Consider the following 23741-nt stretch of genomic DNA (forward strand, 5'->3'; position numbering starts at 1 on the left):
GAAGGTCCTCCTTGTATGTGTGCAATGGGAATAGGGTCACTTTGGAATCTCCCAGACGATCTCGGTTCGGAAGCCTCCGAGCGCCGAAGAGGAGAAGGTAAGGGAGGAACGAGGGCCAAAGCCATGAATAATTCGTTGATTGGTGTTCCAGAGACCATACCCCATGTCCTCCTGCATAGGGCCTTTCATTTTCAGATTCAATAGCTCCAGCTTCTCTTCATTTAAGCTTGGTCCGTCGTCGTCAACATAAATTCGACAGAAGCCCTCGGCCATCTCTCCGGTGATGCGGATCTCTCCGGAGGAATAGGATTTACCCACTCCGTGAATAACGGCATTCTCCACAAGGGGCTGCAGGATAAGCCGTGGTACCTGCTGTGCCTGCATCTCTTCCTGAATGTCGATGGAATAGTGAATACGGCCGTTTCGCAATTTTTGAATATCCAGGTAGTTCACGATAAGCTGGATTTCGTCCTTAAGACTGGCCACCGGCTTTTCCATCCGGGTAATGTAGCGATAATAAGCGCTAAGACTGTATCCCATCTTCACGACGGCTTCTTCGTCCTTCATCTGCGCCATATTGATCATATACCCGAGACAGTTGTATAGAAAATGAGGGTTAATCTGCGCTTGCAGCTGCTTCATCGTCGCTTCCTGCGCCCTTAACCGCTCTTTCAGGACATTGTCAATCAGTGTCTCGATCTGTGCAGACATATCGTTGAAACGATAGAACAGGAAGGTGAATTCACTGTTCGCCTTAGCATTGATGCGAGCCGAGAAATCGCCGAGCTGAACCTTTTTGAGCCCACGAATCAACTTCAGAATCGGACGCTGCACGTCGCGGTAGAGCACGATGGAGAAGAAGGACCCAATAACGAGCAAGAGAGCCATAGACATATAAACAAGATTGCGGCTGTTCGAGATTGGGCCGAGAATTTGGTCTAGTGGCACCGGATCGACAAGATACCAATCCAGCTGCGGTGACTTCACTAGGCTGACGAGATAGCTTTGTCCATTCAGCTCGATGGTCTTCTGCATCGAATCCTTCAGCGTCTGGCCGTCCAAGTAACGAGTCAGTTCATCCGTAAGCTCCGGGGAGGCACTCCTGTTCAGAATTGGCTGCTGACCCGGGGAATAGAAGAGGGGATCGCCCTGTCCGCCTTCCTTGTACGTATCCAGCATATTCTGTATGTTCGAGGCGCCAAAGCTGGCTCCAACGACCAGGTTGCTGCCTGTCAGCTTCTGCTGGCCAAGCGAGTCCGCATAGAACCAGCGGAAAGCCATTCCTTCCTGGCCTTGCACTCCCTCGCTATAGGTCCAGCTCTTCGATATATTGCGTTCGAGATAATCCTCGTCGTATAAGGTGCTCGTACTGGAATTTGAGAGCGCTTCCTTATGAAGCTGCGAATATACCGTGAATTCAACCGGCCAGATGTTGACGACGCCGGACTGAAGCGCCATTTTCTCCAGCACCATATACCTGGTCTGCATCCAATCATAGTTATCATCCCAGATGTTGAGCCCGTTGTACTTCTGCACGTTGGGGTCCTTCGAAAAGGTGAATACGAAGTCCATCGTCTGGTTGATCCGGGATTCGATCTGACTGGATAGGAAGCTGAGCTGCTTAATATTCGAGTTGCGAATCTCCTTGCCGATGACGCCGGTGGCGACATTGTTGGAATAGGCGAACAAAATTCCGATCGGTATAAACAACAGGATAATGAGCCCCATGTACTTATTGAATAGGCTAATCTGCAATGGCTGTCTATTTTTTTTCATATGTACCGTTCCCCCCGGAGATATGCCTAACAAAACCCTATCGATCCTAACAATGTCCTATAGTGGGACGATGCGCTTGATTGCTACGATAGCTAAGCAAGGATTTGCTCCATTATACCAGTTAACGATTTTTAGAAAATAGAAAATAGATAGGAGAGTGCGCTATGGAAAATACGACCCAGAAACTTGAAATATCAACAAAACTGCGAAGCGGCAGAAGCCGTTACAAGCAGCCATGGATTCTCCACTTCATGGTGCTGCCTGCTGTCCTGCTGTCGTTTGTCTTCTCCTATATCCCGATGTCGGGCATCGTGATGGCTTTCCAGGATTATAAGGCGCGGCTTGGCTTCCTTCATTCACCTTGGGTTGGATTCAAGCATTTCAATTACATGTTCGCAAACGACTACTTTATTAAGATTATCGGGAACACCTTGCTTTTCGCCAGTTCAAAAATCGTCCTGAACCTCATCATCCCATTCGCCTTCGCGCTTCTGCTCAACGAGGTCCGAAACATGGGGCTCAAGCGTTCCATTCAGACGCTGGTGTACCTGCCTCACTTCCTGTCCTGGGTTACACTATCCGGCATATTGATTGACGTGCTTGGCCAGACCGGTATCGTCAACCAGTTTCTGACCTATGCGTTTGGCATTCAGCCCATCTTCTTTCTGGGGGATGGCACATGGTTCCGAATGACGATTGTCGTAAGTGACGTCTGGAAGGAATTCGGCTTCAACACTATCGTCTTTCTAGCGGCGCTCGCAGGAATCAATCCATCCTTGTACGAGGCGGCGGAGGTGGACGGAGCAACCCGCTGGAAACAGACACTGCACATCACGCTTCCGTCGCTCCTGCCGATGCTGATCGTGGTCGCGACCCTTGCGATGGGCAATGTACTGAACGCCAACTTCGACCAAGTATTCAACCTGTACAGCCCGATGATCTACCAGCAAGGTGACATCATCGACACGTTCGTCTATCGTGAGGGCCTGTTAAGCGGACAGTTCAGCTTCGCAACGGCGGTCGGCCTGTTCAAGTCAATCATCAGTCTGATTCTGATCGTAATCTCGTACAGGATTGCCTATAAATTCGCTGGTTACCGGATTTTCTAGGAAAGGGAAGGGGAAGCCTCATGTATCACAAAACATTATCCTACCGCGTGTTCAGCGGATTTAATAACATACTACTGCTCGTCATCGGAATTCTCTGCTTGCTTCCAATGTTCCATTTACTAATGGTGTCGTTGAGCTCCAGCGCCGCAGCTAACGGAGGCTTGGTTACGTTTTGGCCGAAGGGCTTTACCTTCGAGGCTTACGCCAAGACGTTCGAAAACAAAAATTTTCTCACCTCGCTGTGGGTGGCCATCGAGCGTACCTTTCTCGGAACGGCGCTTGGACTGTTCGTGAATGGGATCGCGGCTTATGCGCTGTCCAAGGACACTCGAGTGTTCCGTGCAAGAAACATCTATCTTTGGTACTTTGTCATTACGATGCTGTTCAGCGGCGGCTTGATCCCGAGCTACATTCTTATCCTGAGGCTGCATCTGATCGACAACATCATGGCGCTTATCCTGCCGGGGCTCGTGGCGACCTACAACATGATTCTGCTCCTGAACTTCTTTCGCACGGTGCCTAAGGAACTGGAGGAAGCGGCGTTCATGGACGGTGCGGGCCACCTTCGCAGCTTCTTCTCCATCTATCTGCCGATCTCGCTGCCTTCGCTTGCGACGGTAGGCTTGTTCACAATGGTTGGCCACTGGAACGCATACTTCGATGGCTTGATCTACATGAAGGATTCGGCCAAGCTTCCGCTCGCGAGCTTCATGCAGACGCTCATCGTGCAGTCGAATATGACGTCGTTCGACGCGGCAGCGATCGCGAACATGTCGCAGCGGACACTCCGCGCATCGCAGATTTTTATCGGTGCTCTGCCGATTCTGATTGTATATCCGTTTCTTCAGCGCTTTTTTGTGAAAGGTGTCGTCATTGGTGCTGTAAAGGAATAATCATTTTTTATCATCATGCGATTTAGCTATAAAACCCAAATGCCTCTAACGAGGTCGCTCATCTTTGAGAGACCTCGATAGAGGTTTTTTATAAATATCAGAAAGTAAATGTTTTTCCTATACTGGCATATATTTCACTCGCGAAACGTAAGCTTCTCCTCCTAAGGACAGCGCTGCCGTTTTCACTTGTTCATAGGAATAGGGTATAATTAATTGTTGACTTTGATAATGAGAATTGTTATCATCACCTTAGTTAAAAAACGAGATTACAACATAATAGTTTGTAGGGGGATGTTTTCGTGTTCGGTAAGAGTAAAAAACTAATTGTAGTTCTTATAAGTGTAATGGTCCTTTCCCTTGTCCTTGCAGCATGCGGAGGGAATAAAGAGAATAACGCAAATAATACCAATAAAACGGAAAGTGCATCGCCTTCGGCAGATGCGACGGAGACTGCAGCAGCACCAACGGAACAAAAGCTGACTGACGGTCTTGGTAACGAAGTTACGATTCCGGCTAATCCGCAAAAAATTATTGCTTCCTACCTGGAAGATTACCTGGTTGCTCTTGGCGTGAAGCCAGTTGCACAATGGAGCGTTCCAAACGGAATTCAAGACTACCTGCAAACGGATTTGAAAGATATCCCAACAATTTCGTATGATCTGCCATTTGAAGCTGTAACAAGCTTTGCTCCTGATCTTCTGATCCTTGGTTCAAGCAGCACAGTTGATGGCGGCAAATATGATCAATATAATAAAATCGCTCCAACCTTCGTACTTGGTGATGAAGTGAACAGCGACTGGCGCAAAGCCCTGCTGAAGATCGGTGAGGTTCTGCAGAAGAAAGACCAAGCTCAAAAGGTGCTTGACGACTACGAGGCAAAAGCGGCAGATGCGAAGACGAAACTGCAAGCAGCTATTCCAGACCAATCGGTTGCAGCAATCTGGCTTGTAGCAAACAAATTTTATGTTGTTAGTGATAAGCTTTCAAGCGGCGCGGTTCTCTATAATGACCTGGGTCTGAAAGTTCCTGCTGTCGTGAAAGAGATCTCTGCTTCTGGAGCAGGCAGCTGGAATGAAATTTCTCTTGAGAAGCTTGCTGATCTGGATGCTGACCATCTAATTCTGATCAACAGCGACAAAGCTACTGGCTCTGAAGCGTTGAAGGATCCGATCTGGCAATCCATCCCGGCTGTTAAGAATGGTCATGTGTATGAGTATGAAGGAACATCCAGCTGGTTGTACTATGGACCAGTAGCTAGCTCCCAAATGATCGATAACGTATTAAAAGATATTGCGAAACAATAATAAGTAGAAAGGAAGGGAGGGAGCTGCTGCTCCCTTTTTTTTCCGTTGAATATACCAATCAGGTGGAGTGGAGTTATGGCAGATCATTCTCATGTTCAATCTCAATCCGCATCGGCTGGCTCAGAGGTTGAACAGATTTATTCACGGCCAGTTACAGCGATCTTTATCATCCTTGGCGGTCTTGTTGCGTTAGTGCTCAGTTTGGCATTATCCGTATCGTTTGGTGCAATGGATATAAAATTTACGATGGTGTGGGAAGCTGTTTTTCATTTCAATTCCGGACTGAAAGAGCACCAGGTTATTCGGGAGCTTCGTTTGCCTAGGGTACTCGGCTGTATGCTCGTCGGCAGTGCTTTTGCCGTTGCAGGTGCGGTTATGCAGGGGATGACACGTAACCCGCTTGCAGATTCAGGGCTGCTTGGTCTCAATTCCGGTGCAGGATTGGCACTTGCTTTATGTTTTGCTTTTGCACCGGGACTTTCTTACCCTTATATCATTTTATTTTCTTTCATTGGTGCTGCAGTCAGCACCATTGTTGTTGTTGGCTTAAGTGCATCGGTTCGAGGCGGGCTTACCCCAACCCGAATGGTTCTGGCCGGGGTTACTTTATCCGCATTGCTAACTGCACTTAGTGAAGGGATCGCGCTTTACTTCCGAATTGGTCAACAGTTGGCTTTCTGGTACGCGGGTGGTGTGGCTGGCATTCGGTGGGAGCAGCTAAAAATCATGTTCCCTTTGGTGGCAATTACTCTTATTGGGGCGATGGTATTATCACGTTCGATTACGATGCTTAGTCTTGGTGAAGAGGTTTCAAAGGGTCTGGGCCTTCGAACCGGACCGGTTAAGCTGGCTGGTGTCATAATTGTTATTATGCTGGCAGGGGCGGCCGTGTCTGTAGCGGGTGCGGTATCCTTCATTGGACTGCTTGTCCCGCATTTTGCCCGTAAGCTTGTTGGTGTCGATTACAAATGGATTATTCCAACTTCGGCAGTACTTGGTGCTCTGCTTGTTGTATTAGCCGATCTGGCTGCTAGAATGGTCAATCCTCCTTTCGAGACGCCGATTGGGACAATGATAGCTGTTATTGGCGTTCCGTTCTTCCTCTATCTTGCAAACAAGGAAAAGAGGGAGCTGTAGCCGATGAATAATAGTCTAATTTCCTCCGTGGAGCAGAAGAGACGCCGTCGCGCCATTCTCGTAATGTCCATATTGATCGTTGGTATTCTTATCGCTTTCCTGATTAGTATGAACACTGGTGTTATCCGGCTTACTCCTCTTGATGTACTAAAAACTTTGTTTGGCTTTGGAACGGCTCAACAGCATTTAGTGTTATACGATTTCCGATTACCGCGTATTATCATTTCCATTCTGATTGGGATGGGACTTGCCATATCCGGTGCTGTACTTCAAGCCTTGTCCCGTAATGCACTGGCTGATCCGGGCATTATTGGGATTAACTCCGGGGCGGGAATGGTTATCCTTCTGTATGTTGCGTTCTATACAACACCTGCTGCGGCTCCGGTATATTTACTTCCCATTCTTGCTTGGTTAGGTGGAGGTATTGCGGCATTTCTTGTCTTTGTTATTTCTTATCGCAGACATAGAGGGTTATCACCTAATCGACTGATCTTGAATGGGGTAGCAATCAGCTCAGGTTTCTCAGCGGTTACGATTCTGGTCTCTTTGCGGATTAATCCGGAGCAGTATCAATTCGTAGCAACATGGATAGCGGGAAGCATTTGGAGTAAGGATTGGAATTACGTATACGCCTTGCTGCCGTTTATTATCATTCTGATGCCTTATGTGTTCTTCAAAGCGCAGACCATTAATGTGTTAAACCTTGGTGCGCCAATGGCAACCGGACTTGGAGCGGCTGTTGCTAGACAGCAGATTTGGCTCTTGGCGGCTGCGGTTGGTCTAGCCAGCTCCTGTGTTGCCGTCAGCGGCAGTATCGGGTTTGTTGGACTTATAGCGCCTCACTTGGCCCGCCGGTTAGTTGGTAATCGTTATCAAGTCGTGTTGCCTGCAACGGCGCTTGCCGGAGGATTCCTTGTGCTCGTAGCGGATACCCTTGGCAGATGGGTGCTGCAGCCTGTGGAGATACCAACCGGTATTGTTGTCGCTGTGATCGGTGCACCTTATTTCTTATACTTAATGTTCCGGACAAAAGGTTAACCTTATGAACATTGCAGGCCGGCTCGTGAGAATGAATTTTACCTGCAAGGAACATTCTTGATTTGTTTCAAAGTAATAAACGGAGAAAAAGAATAGGGCAGTTTCAAAAACCTTTTGGTTTTTGGAACTGCCCTATTCGCGTCTAAGCTAACGAACCGTCATATTCTTATTTGGCCAATTTTGGCCGTTATTCATATCTAATGAATCCTGGTATTGTTTCGTTAGAAGGAGTCTGGATGTGGTGGAGGCGTTGTTCTGCCAGTAATCTCATCGTAGAAATGGGCTTGTGTTACAAAGAAATACGGGTAGAGCCAAAGGAATCCGATGCCAATGGTAAGGAGACAAAGTAATACCCAGCCGATAAACGAAAGATGCAGAACAAACAGTTTGAATTTGCGGCCTTTCATTAATTCCTTACTTTGGCGAATCGCTTCAAGAGATCCGATGTCTGGATTATCCTGAAGAATGTAGTATGCTTGCGAGTAGCGATAATAAGCAATGATGCCTGGAATAATGAACAGAAGTGACCAAAGTAATGTAAAGATAGTCATGAAAAAATAAACACCAAGGGCTTTTAAAAAATGTGAAAAACCGCTGAATACTTCGCTTATTGGTGGCCCTTCTTTTCTGGCGATGCCAACAAAGAAGATGATAAAGCCAAGCGTAAGTGCCCCTGTAGTGATGAATTGTACAATATAGCCTAAGAACGGAATAAGGGTAAACAAGCCGATTACTCCGGCAACAATCGCGTAGACAACGAGGGCTAGGATCGATTTGCCCCAATTGCCTTGCAGGCTCTCTCTTGCTCTTGCGCGTAGTTCTGAGTACGTTGCGTTCATAATAAAATTGACACTCTCCTATTTTTTTGTATAACTTCCATTTCGGTATAAACCATCAGTAAGTTTAGACTAAATACCTAATTAACGTCAATAATTATTCGTAAAAGAAAGGCCGGCAGCCCAGATGGGTGGGAATGCCGGCCTAATCTGTTATTACTTCACATTGTCATCCAAGCTTTTGCAAAATGCTCGTTGCCGTCCGAAGTGCGAGTTGCCTCGTGGATTCTTATTTTTTAATTGGATGTATTTACAATTTCAGGATATCGGCATATTATATAAATAAACGTTTATATATTTAATGGCAGGGAGGCTGCTCTACGAATGGCTAGAACCATCAATGCTCAGGCAAGACAAGAGAAAAGGGATCTGATCATACAAACAGCTGTCACTGTATTCCCGGAGCATGGCTTTTCTGGAACGACATTTGCTTTGTTAGCGAAAAAGATAGGGATCAGTCCGGCAACCATTCTGCTCTACTTCGAGAGCAAAGAGGAGTTGTTCCGATGTACCGTCATCGAGCCGCTGGAACGATTCAGGGAGCCATTCCTTGCTTTCTCCACTTATGAAGGGACGCCTCTGGAGAAAATTTTAGCGATGATCGATTGGCATGTTCAGATGGTGGCGAACACCTCATCTTATTTGCGCTTGGTTCAGTATGTATTAGGTCAGCATCAACGTTTTCCACAAGAAGCTGAAGCGCTATACCATTTCGCTGAAGAAAGCATGAATAAACTGACTGCTGTCATTGAAGAAGGTCAGGCTGCTGGGCAGCTTCAGAAGCTGGATGCAAGAGAGGCGGCATGGGGCTACATCTGCTTTATTCAAGGTGTGGGGTTAGTGAACACCGATGAGTCTTCCTCACCAATCTGGGACTCCATGCGCCGCGTAGGCATCCATATGTTTGCACCTGTACCTGTAACGAATCCATAATCTTGAGAGCCATGAGGTGAGGTTTCAGTGGAATTGATTGAGATTGATCAGGTGAACAAGGTGTATAAGAAAGGGAAAAAGCAGGCGAATATTAATATCAGCTTTTCGATTAGAGAAGGCGAAATTCTAGGTCTGCTTGGTCCTAATGGCGCGGGTAAAAGCACGTTGATAAAGCAGATCGTTGGGCTGCTTGCTCCAACCTCCGGTGAAGTTCGGTACAACGGGACTAACGTACTGAAGCAGGCGAAGAAGGTGGCCTCCGAGTTTGGCTACTATGCGCAGGAGCCTCATGCTCTAGGTGCACTCACAGCCAAAGAGGCTCTGCTATTCACAGGGATACTGCGTGGGCTTGCTAAGAAGGAAGCAGAGAAGCAAACGATGGAGCTGCTCGAGCGGTTCAGTATGGCTGATCTGGCAGGACGGCCACTGAAGAAGCTTTCCGGCGGGCAAAAACGGATGATTGGCATTGGAACAACGATTATTGGCGATTCTCGAGTGCTTGTCCTTGACGAGCCTACGAATGAACTGGACCCCCTAAACCGGCGGCTGGTATGGGATATTATCGTGGAGCAGAACAGAAAAGGCGCGACGATTATTCTAGTTACACATAATGTGCTGGAAGCGGAGCGGGTTGTCGACCGTGTTGCTTTTATTAATCACGCCCGGCTGCTGGAAATAGACAGTGTCCCTCACCTGAAGCAGCGGGTGGATGGCCGGCTGAAGCTGGAATTGACAGCTGCTGAAGGAGAAGCGGGTTATTTAATGAGGCGATTTGAAGAATGGGGCGATATCCAGCAGACAGGGGAGAACCGACTACGGCTGCTTATAGACAAGAACAGGGCGAGCAGTCTACTTGACTGGATGGTGCATGCCAGTGATCTGCCTATTGATGAGTATGCCATGCTTCCTCCAAATCTCGAGGATGTCTATCTCTATATTGATGGCCAGAAAGAGAAGTTTACGGAAGAGCGAGCGGTGAATGCAATAGAAGATGCCGAGAAGGTGGGGAGCTACGTTGGATAATGCGCTGGCTTTTGTAAAAGGCAGGATGTGGACGGAGCTGTACATTCTATTCCGGATTCAAGTCGCCATAGTACGCGAGCAGTGGATGTGGATCTTTGTTATGGCGACGATCTTCCCGCTGACAACGCTCTTGTCGATGAAGTTTATGTATGGCGTTACATCCGAACAGATTATGGTGAATGTCATTGTCGGCAATATTGTTTTCGCAATCATTATGATGGGATTTAATGCACTAGGCACGGAAATTTCGTGGCAGAAGCATGCCGGCTATTTTACTTTCTACTCGTCACTTCCAATCTCGAAAGCGATCTTTGTTGTTACGCAGCTTGCACGCGGACTTATGACCACGTTGCCTTCGGTGATCATCATGGCGTTTATCGGACAGTTTGCGTATGGCATTCATCTTCATTATGAATGGGGACTTATTCCGGTCTTCCTGCTGGCCGTTCTTAGTATGGTTGGCGTAGGAGCGGGGATTGGCTTCTGGTCGCCGGATCATCAAATGACCAATATGCTCGTGCAAGGGCTGATGATGTTCGTAGGGTTTCTGTCGCCAGTAATGATGGAAGCGAGCCAGCTTCCGCCGGTTCTAAGATATATTGGATTTATATTCCCAACGACTTACTCAGCCTCTGCCTTAAGAGAAATCTTGACTAAAGGTTGGACAACGGCGGTAACGATGGATGTGATGATACTTATCGCTTTTCTCATTTTATCGTTTGCTGTCATCTCCAGAATGATCAGCTGGCGGGCGGCGGAGTAATAATGAAAGCCGGATCTTGCGCTAGGAATGCAGGATTCGGCTTTTGCATGCCGGAATGTTACAATAGGCTATCGAAAAGGGAAGTAGGAGGTCTCAGAAGCATGTCAACGATTGTAATACGTGAAGCAGAGTTAAGGGATATAGATGATTTGTCCACACTCTTCGAGGAACTGATGGAGGTTCCTTCTAATAAGGAAGCTATGAGTCGGCAGCTTGTGAAAATCACAAGCGACAGTCATTATTTTCTTGCCGCGGCATGTGATGGGGATAAGGTGATTGGAACGGCAATGGGCATTGAGTGCTATGACCTCGTAGGAAACTGTTATCCATTCCTTGTCATCGAGAATGTTATTGTCAGCTCAGACTATAGAGGACAAGGCGTAGGCAAACAGTTGATGCTCCACCTTGAGCAAGTTGCGAGGGAACGCGGCTGCAGCTATATTATCTTCGTATCGAGCGGGTATCGGGAGAAAGCTCATCAGTTTTATCGTACGCTTGGCTATTCAAGTGATAATCAAGGCTTTAAGAAGCAGCTGCGGGAATTGTCGTAAGGCCAATTCACAAAGTGGATGTCGATTTAATTTGACAGTGACTTTCATTTTATATAGACTCTCACTATGAACATTATTCAAGGGAGGGTCATCTTTGACACGCACTAATAACAAAGCGTTAATTGTCACAGGCCTTATTATCGGACTTGTATTTTCTGAGCTCGATGAAACGGTAGTCAACACGGCTTTGCCGACCATTATCCGGGATTTGAACGGATTGTCCTTATACGGCTGGGTAGCCGGTATCTATATGCTGACGATGACGGCCTTCATGCCGATTCTCGGCAAGCTGGCCGATCTGTACGGACGCAAGAAAATTTATATTCTCAGCATGAGCTTGTTTGTTGCTGGGTCAATTATCAGCGGCTTTGCCGATACTATGCCGATACTGCTTCTCGGACGAGGTATTCAAGGAGTTGGCGCCGGCGGATTAATGCCGCTTGCCATGGTCATCTTCGGGGATATCTTCACCGTAGAGCAGCGCGCCAAGACGCAAGGTATCTTCGGAGCTATTATGTTTGTTCCGCAGCTGCTTGGACCACTGATCGGAGGATATTTTACACAGCATGTTTCGTGGCACTGGATCTTCTGGGTGAACATTCCTGTTGGTGTCTTAGCGGCTATCGTCTTGTCTGCAGGATTGCAGGAATCGAAGGGCGACAAGAACGTAAGTATCGACTGGGCCGGAGCATTACTGCTTGTAGGTGCGATTATTTCGCTGCTCATCACACCGGTGCTTCACGAAACGGAAAGCTATGCCTGGAGCTCGCCGATATTAATCAGCTTGTGGGTGCTTGGTGCCGTGCTTCTTGTAGCCTTCGTGCTTGTAGAACGTAAGGTGAGAGAACCGATTCTGCCGATGCATTTATTCAAAAATCGTACGTTTGTCGTCATCTCGTTAATCATCTTTGTTATGGGGATTGGTCTGATGGGCTCATTCTCATCCTTCCCATTCTTCGCTCAAAATGTACTTGGCATGACACCAATCGCATCCGGCTACATCACCTTGCCACTAATGGTCGGAGCTATTCTGTCCAGCATTATATCTGGTAGAATGATGACAAAGCTTCCTTACCGGAATATTTTTATCGTATCGATGGTGCTGCCTGCGATCGCGTTCTACCTGATGACAAGTCTAACGATGCATTCCAGCCTGATTGAGATCATTGTCTTCTTCCTTATTCTTGGTCTTGGCTTCGGGGTTATATTCAATAACAATCTAATTGTGCAGGAGTCTGTTGACAAGGAAAATAGTGGGATTGCGATTACGTCCGTCAGCTTGTTCCAATCCTTTGGATTTACCATTGGCGTCAGTGTATTTGGCAGCTTGCTTGCTTCCAGCATTACTTCGGGAATGGGCAAGCTTGCTGGCACGGTGCCGGCTGACAGTATTGAAGAGCTGAGTCATGCCGCTCAAGGCGGTATTCCGAAGGGTCTCGATGCCGGTCTTATTGAGCAGATTAAAGGGGTCTTCTCAGAGGCCTTCCAGCATCTTTACTGGATATCCTTCTTCTTCATACTTATCGTTCTTGTCATCTGCTTCTTTTTGAAGAAAGAAATACTGACAATATCTGAGAATAAAGAAAGCAACCTTCCTGAAGAGGGTGGAGCAACAATTGAAGCTTAATTTTGATAGAGATAAGGAGTTTCTGCCATGCACCCGGGTCATTCAGAGCCAGAATCGGTTAAAATCGGACTTCGCGAGAAGAAAAAACAAAAGACGCGTTTGACGCTGCAGCAGCAGGCTTTGCGCCTGTTCCGCGAGCAGGGCTATCAGGCGACGACAATTGAGCAGATCGCGGAGGCGAGCGAGATTTCGCCAAGTACTTTCTTCAGGTATTTCCCGACGAAAGAAGCACTTGTACTGGAGGATGATTATGATCCGATCCTTATTCGTGCTTTTCAGAATCAGCCTCCTGATCTGAGCCTGATTCAAGCGTTCCGTGCGGCTTTACGTGCTGGGTTTGAAGAGATTCCTGAAGATGACAAAGAGGCCATGCAGGGACGGATGAGGCTGATGGTATCCGTTCCTGAGCTGCGTGCGGCATCACTGCTCCAAATGAATGATACGCTGCTGATGTTTGCAACGATTGTGTCTGAACGAACGGGACGTTCTAAAGATGATTTCGAGGTGCTTACATTCTGCGGCGCAATAATAGGGGCGGTAATGTCTGTACAAATGTATTGCCTCGAACATGAGGAAGCCGATTTTATGGTCAAGGTCGACGAGGCATTGGCTCATCTGGAATCGGGATTATCGCTGGGGAATAAATAATATTGGATACAAAAAGAAGAACCGGCTGCTGCTGCAGCCGGTTCTTCTTTTTTCATAGTGAAAAATGTATGATTTTTACCAAATTCGGCATTCTAGATGAATCACGGATAACAGAGCTTTTTTATAATGAGAAGATGGCTTAATCCCGCTGGGAGGTGTTAATGGTTGCCTGCGTACCGCAAGCTGGTGCCTACGGTGCTTAAGATCGCTGTACTCGCCGTTGTTGTTGTATTTATCGTCCGCAACATTCCGCTTAAGCTGGAGGACATTACTTCGTTTATGGTGAATGCGAACGGCCGATTCTATCTGTCTCTGCTCTTATTTGCGATTTTTCTAATGCTTCAAGCTGGAATCTGGGTGCTTATCGTTAATGCCTCCTTATCCGATTCCGGCAGGCTGGCAGGTGGAACAAAAGGGCTTCCTATGCTGCAAGGGCTTCGTATATTTATTGAGACCCAATTCGGCAAATACATACCCGGAGGCTTCTGGAACGTCGCAGGCCGTATCGTTATGGCGACCAAAGCAGGGATTCCACTTGATGCACAATTTGCGGCTATCATATACGAGAATATTTTGCTTATTGCTGCGGCACTTGTGTATGCGATGATGCTGATTGTCAGTCTGCATATCGTACCGCTATGGGTAGGGCTGCTGCTAGCTGCTGTATTTGTGGTCATTTACTTGTTTTATACCCCGCTGACAGCGCTCTTCAAAAACTTGTTTGTCCGTGCTTCACGCTGGAGATTTCTGCAGCGGATGATCGGGAAGATGACGAAGTCATTCGGCGGTGTAGAGATGACTGGTTCGGAGGTAAGCCTCACCCGCAATCAGTTTTTCGTCTACTTGAGCTGCTTTCTTGGCAGCCATTTCATTATGGGGATTGCTTTCTGGATGCTGACAAACAGCTTTGATAAAGGGAAAGTAGGCTTGTTTTATGCCGCAGGGACGTTCGCAACCTCTTGGCTTCTTGGTCTTGTTAGTCCACTGCCGGGCGGGCTTGGTGTACGCGAAGGCTTTCTCGTCTATTTCTTGTCGCTCAAGCTGGGAACGGAAACGGCACTTCAAATTTCAGTGATTGCAAGGCTGTGGAACATTATGGCTGAGGTGTTGTTCTGGGCGATTATTCGGGCTGTCAGCATGCTGGCTAGGAGGGAGAAGGTTTATGAAACGTAGGAAAATCGTGCTTGTTGCGGGGGTATTTCCGCCAGGTATCGGAGGTATGCAGAATTACTATTATAATCTGTCCAAACATACGAAGCATGATATGACCGTTATCGCTCCGGATTATCCAGGCAGTGATGTATTCGACGAGGGGCAGCCATACCGGATTGTTAGAGGGTCCTTCATGCGTAGGGAAAAAGTAGATGTAACAAGCTGGGGGCAGCTGTTCCGGCAGGTAAAGAAGACACTTCGCAAGGAAGAACCGGATGTAACCGTATATGGTTATGTCCTCATTGGCTTTATAGGTTTGTTATTTAAAATAGTTGGCCGGCGTCGTTATATGATCTCGGTTCATGGTATGGATATGCTCATGTTCCGAAGATTCATAGGCCTTAATCAACTTGTGAAGTTAATTCTGCGTAAGGCGGATGGCGTGCTGGCGAACAGCGAGTTTACACGAAGATTGGTAGAGGAATATGGCGTTGATGCTGGGAGGATCGGGATTGTTCACCCTGGCGTAGAAAGCTTATTCGAGCAAAGGCCAATGGATGAAGAGTTAAGAAGACAGCATGATCTGGAGGGGAAGTATGTTCTGTTATCCGTAGGGCGGCTTGTTACCCGAAAGGGACATGATCGGGTTATTGAAGCGCTGCCGGCAATCATTCGTCATATTCCTAATGCAGTCTATATGATCGTTGGAGATGGACCGGAGCTTGGCCGGCTGGAGAAGCTGGCGGAGACGGTTGGTGTTGCGGGCAAGGTTCGTTTTGTCGGGGGAGTCAGCGGCTCGGAACGGCTGAATGATTATTATAATCTGGCGAATCAGTTCATCATGGTTAGCCGACAGCTTGAAAAAGGGGATGCGGAAGGATTCGGTATCGTCTATCTGGAGGCGGCCTCCGCCCGTGTGCCTGTCATTGCAGGTCGTTCCGGAGGAGCTTCGGAGGCGGTACTGGACGGCGTGACGGGACTGCTCGTAGAACCCCAATCGCTCCTCGGAATTACGGATGCCGTTGTACGTCTTGCCAGCGATACTCCGCTGAGAGAAAGGCTCGTACGCGAAGGCTATAAACGCACCAAGCTGCAATTTCAGCACGAGGTGCTGGCCGAGGTGTTTGATCAATACGCCGGGCGGATATGCTCCCGTCCGTCCGCGAATTATAAGCGGGCTGAGAAAAGCGCATTCGAGCGGATGCGCTCGTAAATATGGAGAAGCGCTGAATAGCCGGAAGGGCTGTTCAGCGCTTTTTGTTTTGTAATACGGCAGTTATTTTTTCATTCGATGAATTAACCATACGGAGAAACTGAGAAGTCCAACGATTCCACCCGCGACGCATACTCCTGTCCAGCCTGCTATATGCCAGGCGTAACTTCCGACGGAGGAGCCGATCGCTCCACCAAGGAAGGTGGTTACCATCTGGACTGTATTCAGACGGCTTCGAGCTGGAGGTTCAAGCGCATATATGCGGGTTTGGTTGGCGACTTGTGTACCTTGCACGCCAAGGTCTAATAATATGACGCCTAGAATGAGCGCCCATAACATGCTTCCAAATAAGCCAAACAGCAGATAGGCGAAGATGTTGAGCGAGATTAAAGCGCCGATCATCCACTTGGTAGGGATACGGTCAGCCATTCTTCCGACGAATGGTGCTCCTAATGCTCCGGCTGCGCCAATCAGGCCGAATAAACCGGCGATTTGGCTGCTGTAATGATAAGGTTCACCTTCTACGTAGAACGATAAAGCAGTCCAAAAGATGCTGAAAGCCGCAAAATTTGCAGCTCCAATCAATGCGGATTCCCGCAAAGTCGCATAGCGTTTCACAAGCTGTCCCATGGAGGAGAGCAGCTGTCCATAATTGAGGTTAGCAGCTGCCCGGCTGACAGGCAGCTTCATTCGGAGCAAAATAAGCAGGGCCAGCATCGCTGCTGCGGCAAGTCCATACATAAAGCGCCAGCCCCAGGTTCCACCGATTAGACCGGATACCGTTCTTGTGAGCAGGATGCCAAGCAGCAGTCCGCTTGTGACAGTACCGACGGCTTTTCCTTGCTGGCCTGGGGAGGCTAGTGTCGCCGCGAGCGGGATAAGAATCTGCGGGACAATTGTCGTTATACCAATTGCGAAGCTGGCGATATACAGCCAGGCAAGATTTTGTGCGGCAGCTGCCCCAACAAGGGAGAGACAGACAAGAGATAGCAGGACAGTAATGAGTCCTTTGCGTTCCTTAATGTCGCCAAGTGGAACGAAGAGGAACATCCCAAGCGCGTAACCAATCTGGGTGCAGGTTGAGACAAGACCAATCTCATCGGGCTGCACCCCGAATGAGCGCCCGATATCTGCAAGCAGCGGTTGGTTGTAATACAAGTTAGCGACGGTCATGCCAGCGGTAAAAGCCATAAGGAGCAGCAGACCCTTGGATAAAGAGCTATTTGCCGCTGGTGCCGCCGGGGTGTGAAGGGTATGAGTAGATGACATGGAGACGAGTTCCTTTCACTGCTTCGGTTGTTTCGATCGAGTGTCACACTCGACTCGAAACAACCTTCGCTTACATTAAATTATATAAGACAGCTCCTATTATATCATGGTACTATTTGGGTACAACTGGAAAATGTAATGAGTGATAGGAGGCTGTAAATATGATGTATTTTGGCTTAACCGCAATGGCTTTCATTTTTCTTCTGCTTATCTTCCGGCTCATCAAGTATAAGCTAACCAAGTACAATAGAGAGCATTTTGGATTAAGTGCTATTTTTATCTGGCTAAATGTATCTTTTCACAGAGAGTTTGATTATCCTAATCTTTTCTTCGGCTTCATTCTAGCCATCGGTCTGATCCTTCTGCTCCTATTTATATACGGTTTGTACTTAAACAAAAGCTATTCAAATAATAGACCAAGTCGTCATTAGTAGTCCTGCACAGCCCAAGTTACGAATCCTTAACGATGTGGCACATCGTATAGAAGCCTCTAGCGCGACTTTTTAACGACCTAAACGATGCCGCACATCGTTAAGGTCGTTCCTTTTGCTCGAAATCGGCCGAAAATGGGAGTTTGCAGGTGTCTTAACGATGTGGCACATCGTATAGAGGCCTCTAGTGCGACTTTTTAACGACCTTAACGATGTCGCACATCGTTAAGGTTGTTCTTTTTACGTAAATTAGCCCAAAATTGGGAGCTTGGAGGTGTCTTAACGATGCGGCGCATCGTTAAGTATAGGCTGGCAACGAAAATACTGAGCTCCTGCATAACCGAAAAAGGCAGTTCAATGCAATAGCATTGGGACTGCCTTTTTGTTACGCATTGTAGAAGGTAACCCGGTTTCGCCCATTATTTTTCGAGAGATATAGGGCCTGGTCTGCTTGCTGGAGTAAGGATTGATCGGTGTCCTCCGGTAAATAGGTTGCAGCGCCAATGCTGACGGTGATCTGCAATTCACCAAGTGGTGTAGACTCCGTGGCGGAGCGGTACCTTTCTGCTACGAGAAGTGTTTGCTCCTGGTCAAGCCGCGGCAGCAAAATAACGAACTCCTCACCGCCGAACCGGGCAACGACGGAATCCTCCGCCGACTGCTTCTGCAGCAGCTCCGCCAGTTGGGAAAGTACCAGGTCTCCAACAGGGTGACCGTATGTATCGTTAATGGATTTGAATCGGTCGATATCAATGATGCAAAGGGAGAAGACTTCTCCGGTTTCCTGAGACTTAGCTATACATTTCTGTAATTGTTCCTGGAAGAACCTGCGGTTCTTGAGGCCAGTCAAAGGATCTGTTGAGGCTAACATCTCCAGCTTTTCGTTTAATTCCAGCAGCTCCTGCTGTTTTTTCTCGTACTGGACATGCAGCAGTTCGAGTCTTTGATTCGCCTCATTTGTTTCCTGGTACAAGGCTTCGAGCCGCTGCTTAGTCTGCATGATGTCCTTCTCATGCTCGATCCGCTTACGCATTTCGAGAGCGACACAGTCGATTACCGTTACGCCGTCACGCTCTCTGCGAATCCCATTCAGCAGAACGGGCAGCTCCTTACCATCCTTGGTGCGGAACGAAAAGTACATCTCATTGACCTGGCCATAGAGCTGGATATAGGGGTAGAAGCAGGTGTGGAAAAACATTTTATTCGTCACCGACATGGTTAATTCAATATGCCGTTCCAGCAGCTCCTCGCGGTCATATCCAAGCATCGTTAACAGTGTCTGATTGACCGCTTGAACTTGTCCCTTTGCCGTAATGGAGAAATAACCGCAAGGGGCTTCATTTAATAAGGTATCCATTCAAATAACTGCCTTTCATAACAGATTAGGAGATGGCCAAATAATCTTTAATGTACTTCGTTGTCTCTTCCGGATGACTGAGATGCGGGTAATGACCTGTTGCCTGCATTTGCCTTAAGGTGCTGTTCCTCAGATGAGCATGTAAATAATCGCCAACCTCTGGTGGAGAAATGCTGTCATCTGAGCATTGCAGAATAAGCGTAGGGATAGACGAGTGCTCAAGCTCTTCCCGATAATCGGATAAGAAGGTTACTTCGGCAAACTGCCTTGCAATATGCGGGTCTCTGGAGCAGAAGCTTTTCTCAAGCTCGTTAGACAGCTCCTTACGGTTGTCATTCTGCATGACAATTGGAGCAAGATAGCTTGCCCAGCCAATAAAGTTCATTTGCATCATTTGCAGCAATTCATTAATCTCATCGCGATGAAAGCCGCCGTAATAATCGGGTAAATCGTTTACATAGCGTGGGGAAGCCCCAAGCATAATGATTCGCTCAAAATATTTGGATTCCCGGATTGAGGCAAGCATGCCGATCATACCGCTGACGGAATGTCCGACGAAGATCGCATCCTCCATTTGGAGCGTATCCATAATATCAAGGACATCTTCGGCATAGCCCTCCAGACGGTTATATTTATCTGAGTTGTAATAGTTGATTTGTGAGGATCCTGAACCAACGTAATCAAACAAGACGATTCGGTAGTCCTTCTGGAAAAAGGGAACCATGTAACGCCACATATCTTGGTCACAGCCAAATCCATGGGCGAATACGATGGTCTGCTTGCCCTGGCCAAATACTTTAACATTATTGCGGGTGAGTATATCTGTATTCATAGATACCACTCTCCTCTCACAGAGAAGTCAGACGCTATGAACATTATATCGGATATTTATGGATTAGGGATGATTATTTGTAGATATCTGTCGATTTCCCGGGGAATTAGGAGGGCGTTTTTTGATATTTTCTCAATTGAATTGGCGTGATTTGACTGAAGGATTTGAACTCTTTCATGAAATGAGATTGATCGAAGTAGCCGCCTTCCATTGCCACATTGGTAAGGGATGAGTCCCCCCGAACAATAGCTCCAAGCGTACGTTGAAATCGAATGATGCGGCAGTACAGTTTAGGAGAAATACCCAGTGATTGCTCGAATTTGGTACGAATATAACGTTCGGAATAACCGGTATCCTCTGCCAAGTCACGAATGGTGACACTGCCGTTGGTGCGTTGCATGGACGTTAAGCAAAAATCGATCATGCCAATGGAACGGACGTCCCCTCCAAGAATCGGCATGCAATGCTTCTCGAAGCAGGCCATTCGATCAGAGAAGAAGTTGAGCTCTGCAATCATCACACCCATATCTTTATACTTCGTTAGGGAGTCCTCGAACGGAATCTGGACCTCGATGACCTCTTTAAGCGGAAGATTAGGCAATAGCAGACTTAATCTGGCAGACAAACGTACCCCGAAGTAGATGGTATTTGGTTCAAAATAAAGCTCTTTGCCCTGCAGAACGGTGCCGCATACTCTAGCTGAAGGCAGAACAGGATCACAGCAAAAGAGAAGGTCTACACAGCCATCAGGCACAACACGAATCATCTGATTGCCGCTGCCTGTTAGGAATTGATAATAGATAACAGGCTGCCCATCATAATAGACTTTGCGCTCTATGTAATTCGTTGTTTCCCATTCAAAACCGTATTGAATACCACTAATGAGTCCCTCGATTGATCCGCTCATCGTTGTCTTCTTCCTCCCGCATGCCTAATATGCGTACAACAATAGCAAAGGCCCAACACTTCCGTCAATAGATTTAAGTTATATAATCTAACATAAATTACGTTATTGTTCCGTTTTTTACAATTATCCATCTGTTTGTGTGAGGTAAATTAACACCAAGAACAGACACGAAAAAATGGGGAGGCATACACAGATGAAGAAACTAAGAAGCTCTGTCGTAAAAAAATCAGCCGTACTTGGCGCAGCACTTTCGGTTGCTTTGGGGAGTGGAGCGGTTGGTCCAGTCTCGGCACCAACAGCTATGGCACATGGCGGTACGGAGGATTTTGTTCCGCTTCGCACGACCTTGGAGGAGTTTGGAGCAACCATTAAGTGGGACAGCTTTGCAGGCACGATTCAAATCACGAAGAACAGCACAATTGTGAAGGTGAAGCCAAACTCCAATATTGCCTTGGTGAACGGACAGCGTCTTGAGATGGAAGCTCCGGTTATTATGAAGAAAAATCTGGCTTATGTCTCCCATCATTTTATAAGTGAAGTGTTCCAATCCGGTCTTGACCAGACGTTCCAGGTGGAGACAAAACCTAACCCGCTGAACCCGCTTACGTCCTCTGAGATTGCGGCGACCGTGAATGTGTTAAAGGCAGAAGGAAAATTCCAGGACAATTACCGCTTCACTGAAATTACGCTGAAGGCACCGCCAAAGGATCAAGTATGGAACTTTGCGCTTAACGGCACGAATGTGACTGCCAATCGTTCTGCTGCTTTTGTTATTCTGGACGGCAAGCATGTGATCGAAGGAACAGTTGACCTGGTAACGAAAAAAGTGACGGCATGGCAGCCGGTTGAAGGCGCTCATGGTATGGTGCTGCTTGATGATTTTGGTACCGTGCAATCCGCCATTGAGGAAAGCACAGAATATGCAGCGGCCTTGAAGAAGCGCGGCATTAATGATGTAAAGCAGGTCGTATCAACGCCGCTTACGGTTGGTTATTTCGATGGGAAGGACGAGCTCCAGCAGGATAAGCGTCTGCTTAAAGTAGTCGCCTATTTGAATACAGGGGACGGCAACTACTGGGCGCATCCTATTGAAGACTTGGTCGCTGTGGTCGATCTGGAACAGAAGAAGGTTATTAAGGTCGAGGATGCCGGTGTTGTACCGATTCCGATGAAGGCAACCCCGTATGACGGCAGCAACATGACTGCTGCAACTCCTTCCAAGCCCCTTGAGATTACCGAGCCGGAAGGCAAGAACTATACCATTACCGGCAATACGATTCATTGGCAGAATTGGGACTTCCATCTTCGTTTGGATTCCCGCGTAGGTCCAATCCTATCGACGGTTACTTATAATGATCAAGGCAAGAAACGCAAAATAATGTACGAGGGCTCGCTTGGCGGCATGATTGTTCCTTATGGCGATCCGGATGTGGGCTGGTACTTCAAAGCTTATCTGGATTCTGGTGAATATGGCATGGGAACCTTGACGTCATCGCTAGCACGCGGCAAAGATGTACCGGATAATGCTGTTCTGCTGGATGCGACCATTGCGGACTATACAGGCTCCGCGATGAACATTCCGAATGCAATGGCGATCTTCGAGCGTTATGCAGGGCCGGAATACAAGCATCAAGAGATGGGACAAGACAATGTCAGCGCGGAACGTCGTGAGCTTGTTGTTCGATGGATTAGTACGGTTGGCAACTACGATTATATTTTCGACTGGGTATTTGCACAAAATGGCACCATCGGCATCAATGCAGGAGCTACAGGAATCGAGGCTGTAAAAGGCGTTGTGTCCAGCACAATGCATGACGGTACCGCTGCAGAAGACACGAAATATGGTACTTTGATCGACCATAATATTGTTGGCACAACTCATCAGCATATTTATAACTTCCGTCTGGATATGGACGTAGATGGGGAAGAAAATTCCCTGATGGAGATTAATCCGGTCGTAGCAGAGAATACAGCTGGCGGCCCGCGCGAGAGCACGATGCAGACCGAGTCGCGTATTGTGGCGACCGAGCAGGACGCCGCTCAGAAGTTCGATCCTTCGACCATTCGTCTTGTGACAAACACAAATAAAGAAAATAAAGTAGGTAATCCGGTCTCTTATCAAATTATTCCGTATGCAGGAGGCACCCATCCGATTGCAAAAGGGGCAAACTTCAGCAAGGACGAGTGGTTGTTTAACCGCGTAAACTTTATGGATAAGCAGCTTTGGGTGACGCGTTACTACGAGAATGAGCGATATCCGGAAGGCAAGTATCCAAACCGCGCGAAGACAGATACGGGGCTTGGGGAATTTGTGTCGGATGATGAGCCTATCGTTAATACAGACAATGTGGTCTGGATGACGACAGGTACTACCCATGTGGCACGTGCGGAAGAATGGCCGATTATGCCAACGGAGTGGGTGTACGCGATGCTCAAGCCGTGGAACTTCTTTGACCAGACACCTACGCTTAATTTGAACGGCAAGGAATAATACGATTAATAACGGCGGACTCCACTCTATGAGAGTGGGGTTTGCTGTGTTTCTATATCATTGGCTAAAATAAGAGAAAAGACAGCATAAGCTGGGATGGAGAGAGAAATATGATACGGACAATTGAGCAAGTACAGCATGATAATGTACATCTGCATGAACTAATCCGCAAGCTGGATGAGGACTTGGGGCAGCGGTATTCGTCGCCGGACGAGATTTTTACAGTCGACTTTAGCGATCCAGCTGTGAAGGCGATGACTTTTGTCGTGGCCTATGTGGATGGTAAGCCAGCAGGGTGTGGTGGAATTAAGCGAGGCAGGCGCTCCTCAGCCGGAGGCTCTTGCTTTTTATAGGAAACATGGCTATTACGCGATCGATCGTTTTGGTGAGTATGTGGATTGTGAGTCTAGTCTTTGCTATGAGAAGCAGCTATAAGGAAAGATAAAGGGAA

General features: G+C 47.6%; 20 protein-coding genes and 1 pseudogene. 15 read left to right on the forward strand and 6 right to left on the reverse strand.

The window, feature by feature from the left end; genetic code table 11:
• Window positions 1-36 precede the first annotated feature (36 nt).
• Window positions 37-1776, reverse strand: a complete 1740-nt coding sequence (locus AB4Y93_RS17490) for a sensor histidine kinase (RefSeq protein ID WP_441894148.1) — start codon at window positions 1774-1776, stop codon at window positions 37-39.
• 164 nt (window positions 1777-1940) lie between these two features.
• Between AB4Y93_RS17490 and AB4Y93_RS17495 the strand changes: the two genes are divergently transcribed.
• The 5 genes from AB4Y93_RS17495 to AB4Y93_RS17515 all read left to right on the forward strand — a co-directional run bounded on the left by AB4Y93_RS17495 (window position 1941) and on the right by AB4Y93_RS17515 (window position 7257).
• Window positions 1941-2885 carry an ABC transporter permease gene (locus AB4Y93_RS17495; protein ID WP_441894150.1) on the forward strand — a complete coding sequence of 315 codons (945 nt, stop codon included), beginning with the start codon at window positions 1941-1943 and terminating at the stop codon, window positions 2883-2885.
• A gap of 20 nt (window positions 2886-2905) precedes the next feature.
• Entirely contained in the window at window positions 2906-3778 is an 873-nt protein-coding gene (locus AB4Y93_RS17500) for a carbohydrate ABC transporter permease (RefSeq protein ID WP_441894151.1), read from the forward strand.
• Window positions 3779-4077: 299 nt separating this feature from the next.
• Window positions 4078-5082: an iron-hydroxamate ABC transporter substrate-binding protein gene (locus AB4Y93_RS17505; RefSeq protein ID WP_441894152.1), complete on the forward strand. Its 1005-nt coding sequence runs from the start codon at window positions 4078-4080 to the stop codon at window positions 5080-5082.
• A gap of 75 nt (window positions 5083-5157) precedes the next feature.
• Window positions 5158-6219 carry a FecCD family ABC transporter permease gene (locus AB4Y93_RS17510; RefSeq protein ID WP_441894153.1) on the forward strand — a complete coding sequence of 354 codons (1062 nt, stop codon included), beginning with the start codon at window positions 5158-5160 and terminating at the stop codon, window positions 6217-6219.
• Between the two features lie 3 nt (window positions 6220-6222).
• Window positions 6223-7257: a FecCD family ABC transporter permease gene (locus AB4Y93_RS17515; protein WP_441894154.1), complete on the forward strand. Its 1035-nt coding sequence runs from the start codon at window positions 6223-6225 to the stop codon at window positions 7255-7257.
• Between the two features lie 221 nt (window positions 7258-7478).
• Here the strand turns inward: AB4Y93_RS17515 and AB4Y93_RS17520 are convergent, their stop codons facing one another.
• A complete protein-coding gene (locus AB4Y93_RS17520) occupies window positions 7479-8096 on the reverse strand; it encodes a DUF975 family protein (protein WP_441894155.1) in 618 nt (205 codons plus the stop codon).
• Window positions 8097-8417: 321 nt separating this feature from the next.
• Here AB4Y93_RS17520 and AB4Y93_RS17525 point away from each other — a divergent pair, with 321 nt between their 5' ends.
• From AB4Y93_RS17525 to AB4Y93_RS17560, 8 genes are all read left to right on the forward strand, one after another.
• The gene (locus tag AB4Y93_RS17525) at window positions 8418-9026 is read left to right on the forward strand and encodes a TetR/AcrR family transcriptional regulator (RefSeq protein ID WP_441894156.1); all 609 of its coding nucleotides are present in this window, start codon (window positions 8418-8420) and stop codon (window positions 9024-9026) included.
• A gap of 27 nt (window positions 9027-9053) precedes the next feature.
• Complete coding sequence (locus tag AB4Y93_RS17530) at window positions 9054-10049, forward strand: ABC transporter ATP-binding protein (RefSeq protein WP_441894157.1); 996 nt, start codon at window positions 9054-9056, stop codon at window positions 10047-10049.
• Window positions 10042-10812 (forward strand): ABC transporter permease, encoded by a 771-nt coding sequence (locus AB4Y93_RS17535; RefSeq protein ID WP_441894158.1) that lies wholly within the window; start codon window positions 10042-10044, stop codon window positions 10810-10812. The genes AB4Y93_RS17530 and AB4Y93_RS17535 overlap by 8 nt, the downstream gene beginning before the upstream one ends.
• Window positions 10813-10913: 101 nt before the next feature.
• A complete protein-coding gene (locus AB4Y93_RS17540; protein ID WP_441894159.1) occupies window positions 10914-11363 on the forward strand; it encodes a GNAT family N-acetyltransferase in 450 nt (149 codons plus the stop codon).
• Window positions 11364-11457: 94 nt separating this feature from the next.
• Window positions 11458-12990 carry an MDR family MFS transporter gene (locus AB4Y93_RS17545; protein ID WP_441894160.1) on the forward strand — a complete coding sequence of 511 codons (1533 nt, stop codon included), beginning with the start codon at window positions 11458-11460 and terminating at the stop codon, window positions 12988-12990.
• Between the two features lie 27 nt (window positions 12991-13017).
• Window positions 13018-13638: an acyl-CoA-like ligand-binding transcription factor gene (locus tag AB4Y93_RS17550; RefSeq protein WP_441894161.1), complete on the forward strand. Its 621-nt coding sequence runs from the start codon at window positions 13018-13020 to the stop codon at window positions 13636-13638.
• Between the two features lie 165 nt (window positions 13639-13803).
• Window positions 13804-14811 carry a lysylphosphatidylglycerol synthase transmembrane domain-containing protein gene (locus AB4Y93_RS17555; RefSeq protein ID WP_441894162.1) on the forward strand — a complete coding sequence of 336 codons (1008 nt, stop codon included), beginning with the start codon at window positions 13804-13806 and terminating at the stop codon, window positions 14809-14811.
• On the forward strand, window positions 14801-16003 hold the full coding sequence (locus AB4Y93_RS17560; RefSeq protein ID WP_441894163.1) for a glycosyltransferase family 4 protein: 1203 nt from the start codon (window positions 14801-14803) through the stop codon (window positions 16001-16003). The genes AB4Y93_RS17555 and AB4Y93_RS17560 overlap by 11 nt, the downstream gene beginning before the upstream one ends.
• 63 nt (window positions 16004-16066) lie before the next feature.
• Here AB4Y93_RS17560 and AB4Y93_RS17565 read toward each other — a convergent pair whose 3' ends face one another.
• From AB4Y93_RS17565 to AB4Y93_RS17580, 4 genes are all read right to left on the reverse strand, one after another.
• The gene (locus tag AB4Y93_RS17565) at window positions 16067-17272 is read right to left on the reverse strand and encodes an MFS transporter (RefSeq protein ID WP_441894164.1); all 1206 of its coding nucleotides are present in this window, start codon (window positions 17270-17272) and stop codon (window positions 16067-16069) included.
• An 816-nt stretch (window positions 17273-18088) separates the two neighbouring features.
• Window positions 18089-19060: a sensor domain-containing diguanylate cyclase gene (locus AB4Y93_RS17570; protein WP_441894166.1), complete on the reverse strand. Its 972-nt coding sequence runs from the start codon at window positions 19058-19060 to the stop codon at window positions 18089-18091.
• Window positions 19061-19085: 25 nt separating this feature from the next.
• The gene (locus AB4Y93_RS17575; RefSeq protein WP_441894167.1) at window positions 19086-19892 is read right to left on the reverse strand and encodes an alpha/beta fold hydrolase; all 807 of its coding nucleotides are present in this window, start codon (window positions 19890-19892) and stop codon (window positions 19086-19088) included.
• 106 nt (window positions 19893-19998) lie between these two features.
• Window positions 19999-20799 (reverse strand): helix-turn-helix domain-containing protein, encoded by an 801-nt coding sequence (locus AB4Y93_RS17580; protein ID WP_441894168.1) that lies wholly within the window; start codon window positions 20797-20799, stop codon window positions 19999-20001.
• A gap of 193 nt (window positions 20800-20992) precedes the next feature.
• Between AB4Y93_RS17580 and tynA the strand changes: the two genes are divergently transcribed.
• Both tynA and AB4Y93_RS17590 read left to right on the forward strand, forming a co-directional pair.
• A complete protein-coding gene (gene tynA / locus AB4Y93_RS17585; RefSeq protein ID WP_441894169.1) occupies window positions 20993-23290 on the forward strand; it encodes a primary-amine oxidase in 2298 nt (765 codons plus the stop codon).
• Window positions 23291-23400: 110 nt separating this feature from the next.
• Window positions 23401-23725: pseudogene (locus AB4Y93_RS17590) on the forward strand (GNAT family N-acetyltransferase).
• Window positions 23726-23741: the final 16 nt, after the last annotated feature.

Origin of the sequence: Paenibacillus sp. YAF4_2 (genome assembly GCF_052113225.1) — a bacterium.
GTDB lineage: Bacteria > Bacillota > Bacilli > Paenibacillales > Paenibacillaceae > Pristimantibacillus.

What these genes read in the sequence shown, in the direction of transcription:
- AB4Y93_RS17540 (WP_441894159.1), top strand. Translation starts at nt 10,914, where the DNA reads ATGTCAACGATTGTAATACGTGAAGCAGAGTTAAGGGATATAGATGAT.
- AB4Y93_RS17575 (WP_441894167.1), bottom strand. Translation starts at nt 19,892, where the DNA reads ATGAATACAGATATACTCACCCGCAATAATGTTAAAGTATTTGGCCAG.
- AB4Y93_RS17580 (WP_441894168.1), bottom strand. Translation starts at nt 20,799, where the DNA reads ATGAGCGGATCAATCGAGGGACTCATTAGTGGTATTCAATACGGTTTT.
- AB4Y93_RS17570 (WP_441894166.1), bottom strand. Translation starts at nt 19,060, where the DNA reads ATGGATACCTTATTAAATGAAGCCCCTTGCGGTTATTTCTCCATTACG.
- AB4Y93_RS17495 (WP_441894150.1), top strand. Translation starts at nt 1,941, where the DNA reads ATGGAAAATACGACCCAGAAACTTGAAATATCAACAAAACTGCGAAGC.
- AB4Y93_RS17550 (WP_441894161.1), top strand. Translation starts at nt 13,018, where the DNA reads ATGCACCCGGGTCATTCAGAGCCAGAATCGGTTAAAATCGGACTTCGC.
- AB4Y93_RS17500 (WP_441894151.1), top strand. Translation starts at nt 2,906, where the DNA reads ATGTATCACAAAACATTATCCTACCGCGTGTTCAGCGGATTTAATAAC.
- AB4Y93_RS17520 (WP_441894155.1), bottom strand. Translation starts at nt 8,096, where the DNA reads ATGAACGCAACGTACTCAGAACTACGCGCAAGAGCAAGAGAGAGCCTG.
- AB4Y93_RS17510 (WP_441894153.1), top strand. Translation starts at nt 5,158, where the DNA reads ATGGCAGATCATTCTCATGTTCAATCTCAATCCGCATCGGCTGGCTCA.
- AB4Y93_RS17515 (WP_441894154.1), top strand. Translation starts at nt 6,223, where the DNA reads ATGAATAATAGTCTAATTTCCTCCGTGGAGCAGAAGAGACGCCGTCGC.
- AB4Y93_RS17565 (WP_441894164.1), bottom strand. Translation starts at nt 17,272, where the DNA reads ATGTCATCTACTCATACCCTTCACACCCCGGCGGCACCAGCGGCAAAT.
- AB4Y93_RS17525 (WP_441894156.1), top strand. Translation starts at nt 8,418, where the DNA reads ATGGCTAGAACCATCAATGCTCAGGCAAGACAAGAGAAAAGGGATCTG.
- AB4Y93_RS17560 (WP_441894163.1), top strand. Translation starts at nt 14,801, where the DNA reads ATGAAACGTAGGAAAATCGTGCTTGTTGCGGGGGTATTTCCGCCAGGT.
- AB4Y93_RS17490 (WP_441894148.1), bottom strand. Translation starts at nt 1,776, where the DNA reads ATGAAAAAAAATAGACAGCCATTGCAGATTAGCCTATTCAATAAGTAC.
- tynA (WP_441894169.1), top strand. Translation starts at nt 20,993, where the DNA reads ATGAAGAAACTAAGAAGCTCTGTCGTAAAAAAATCAGCCGTACTTGGC.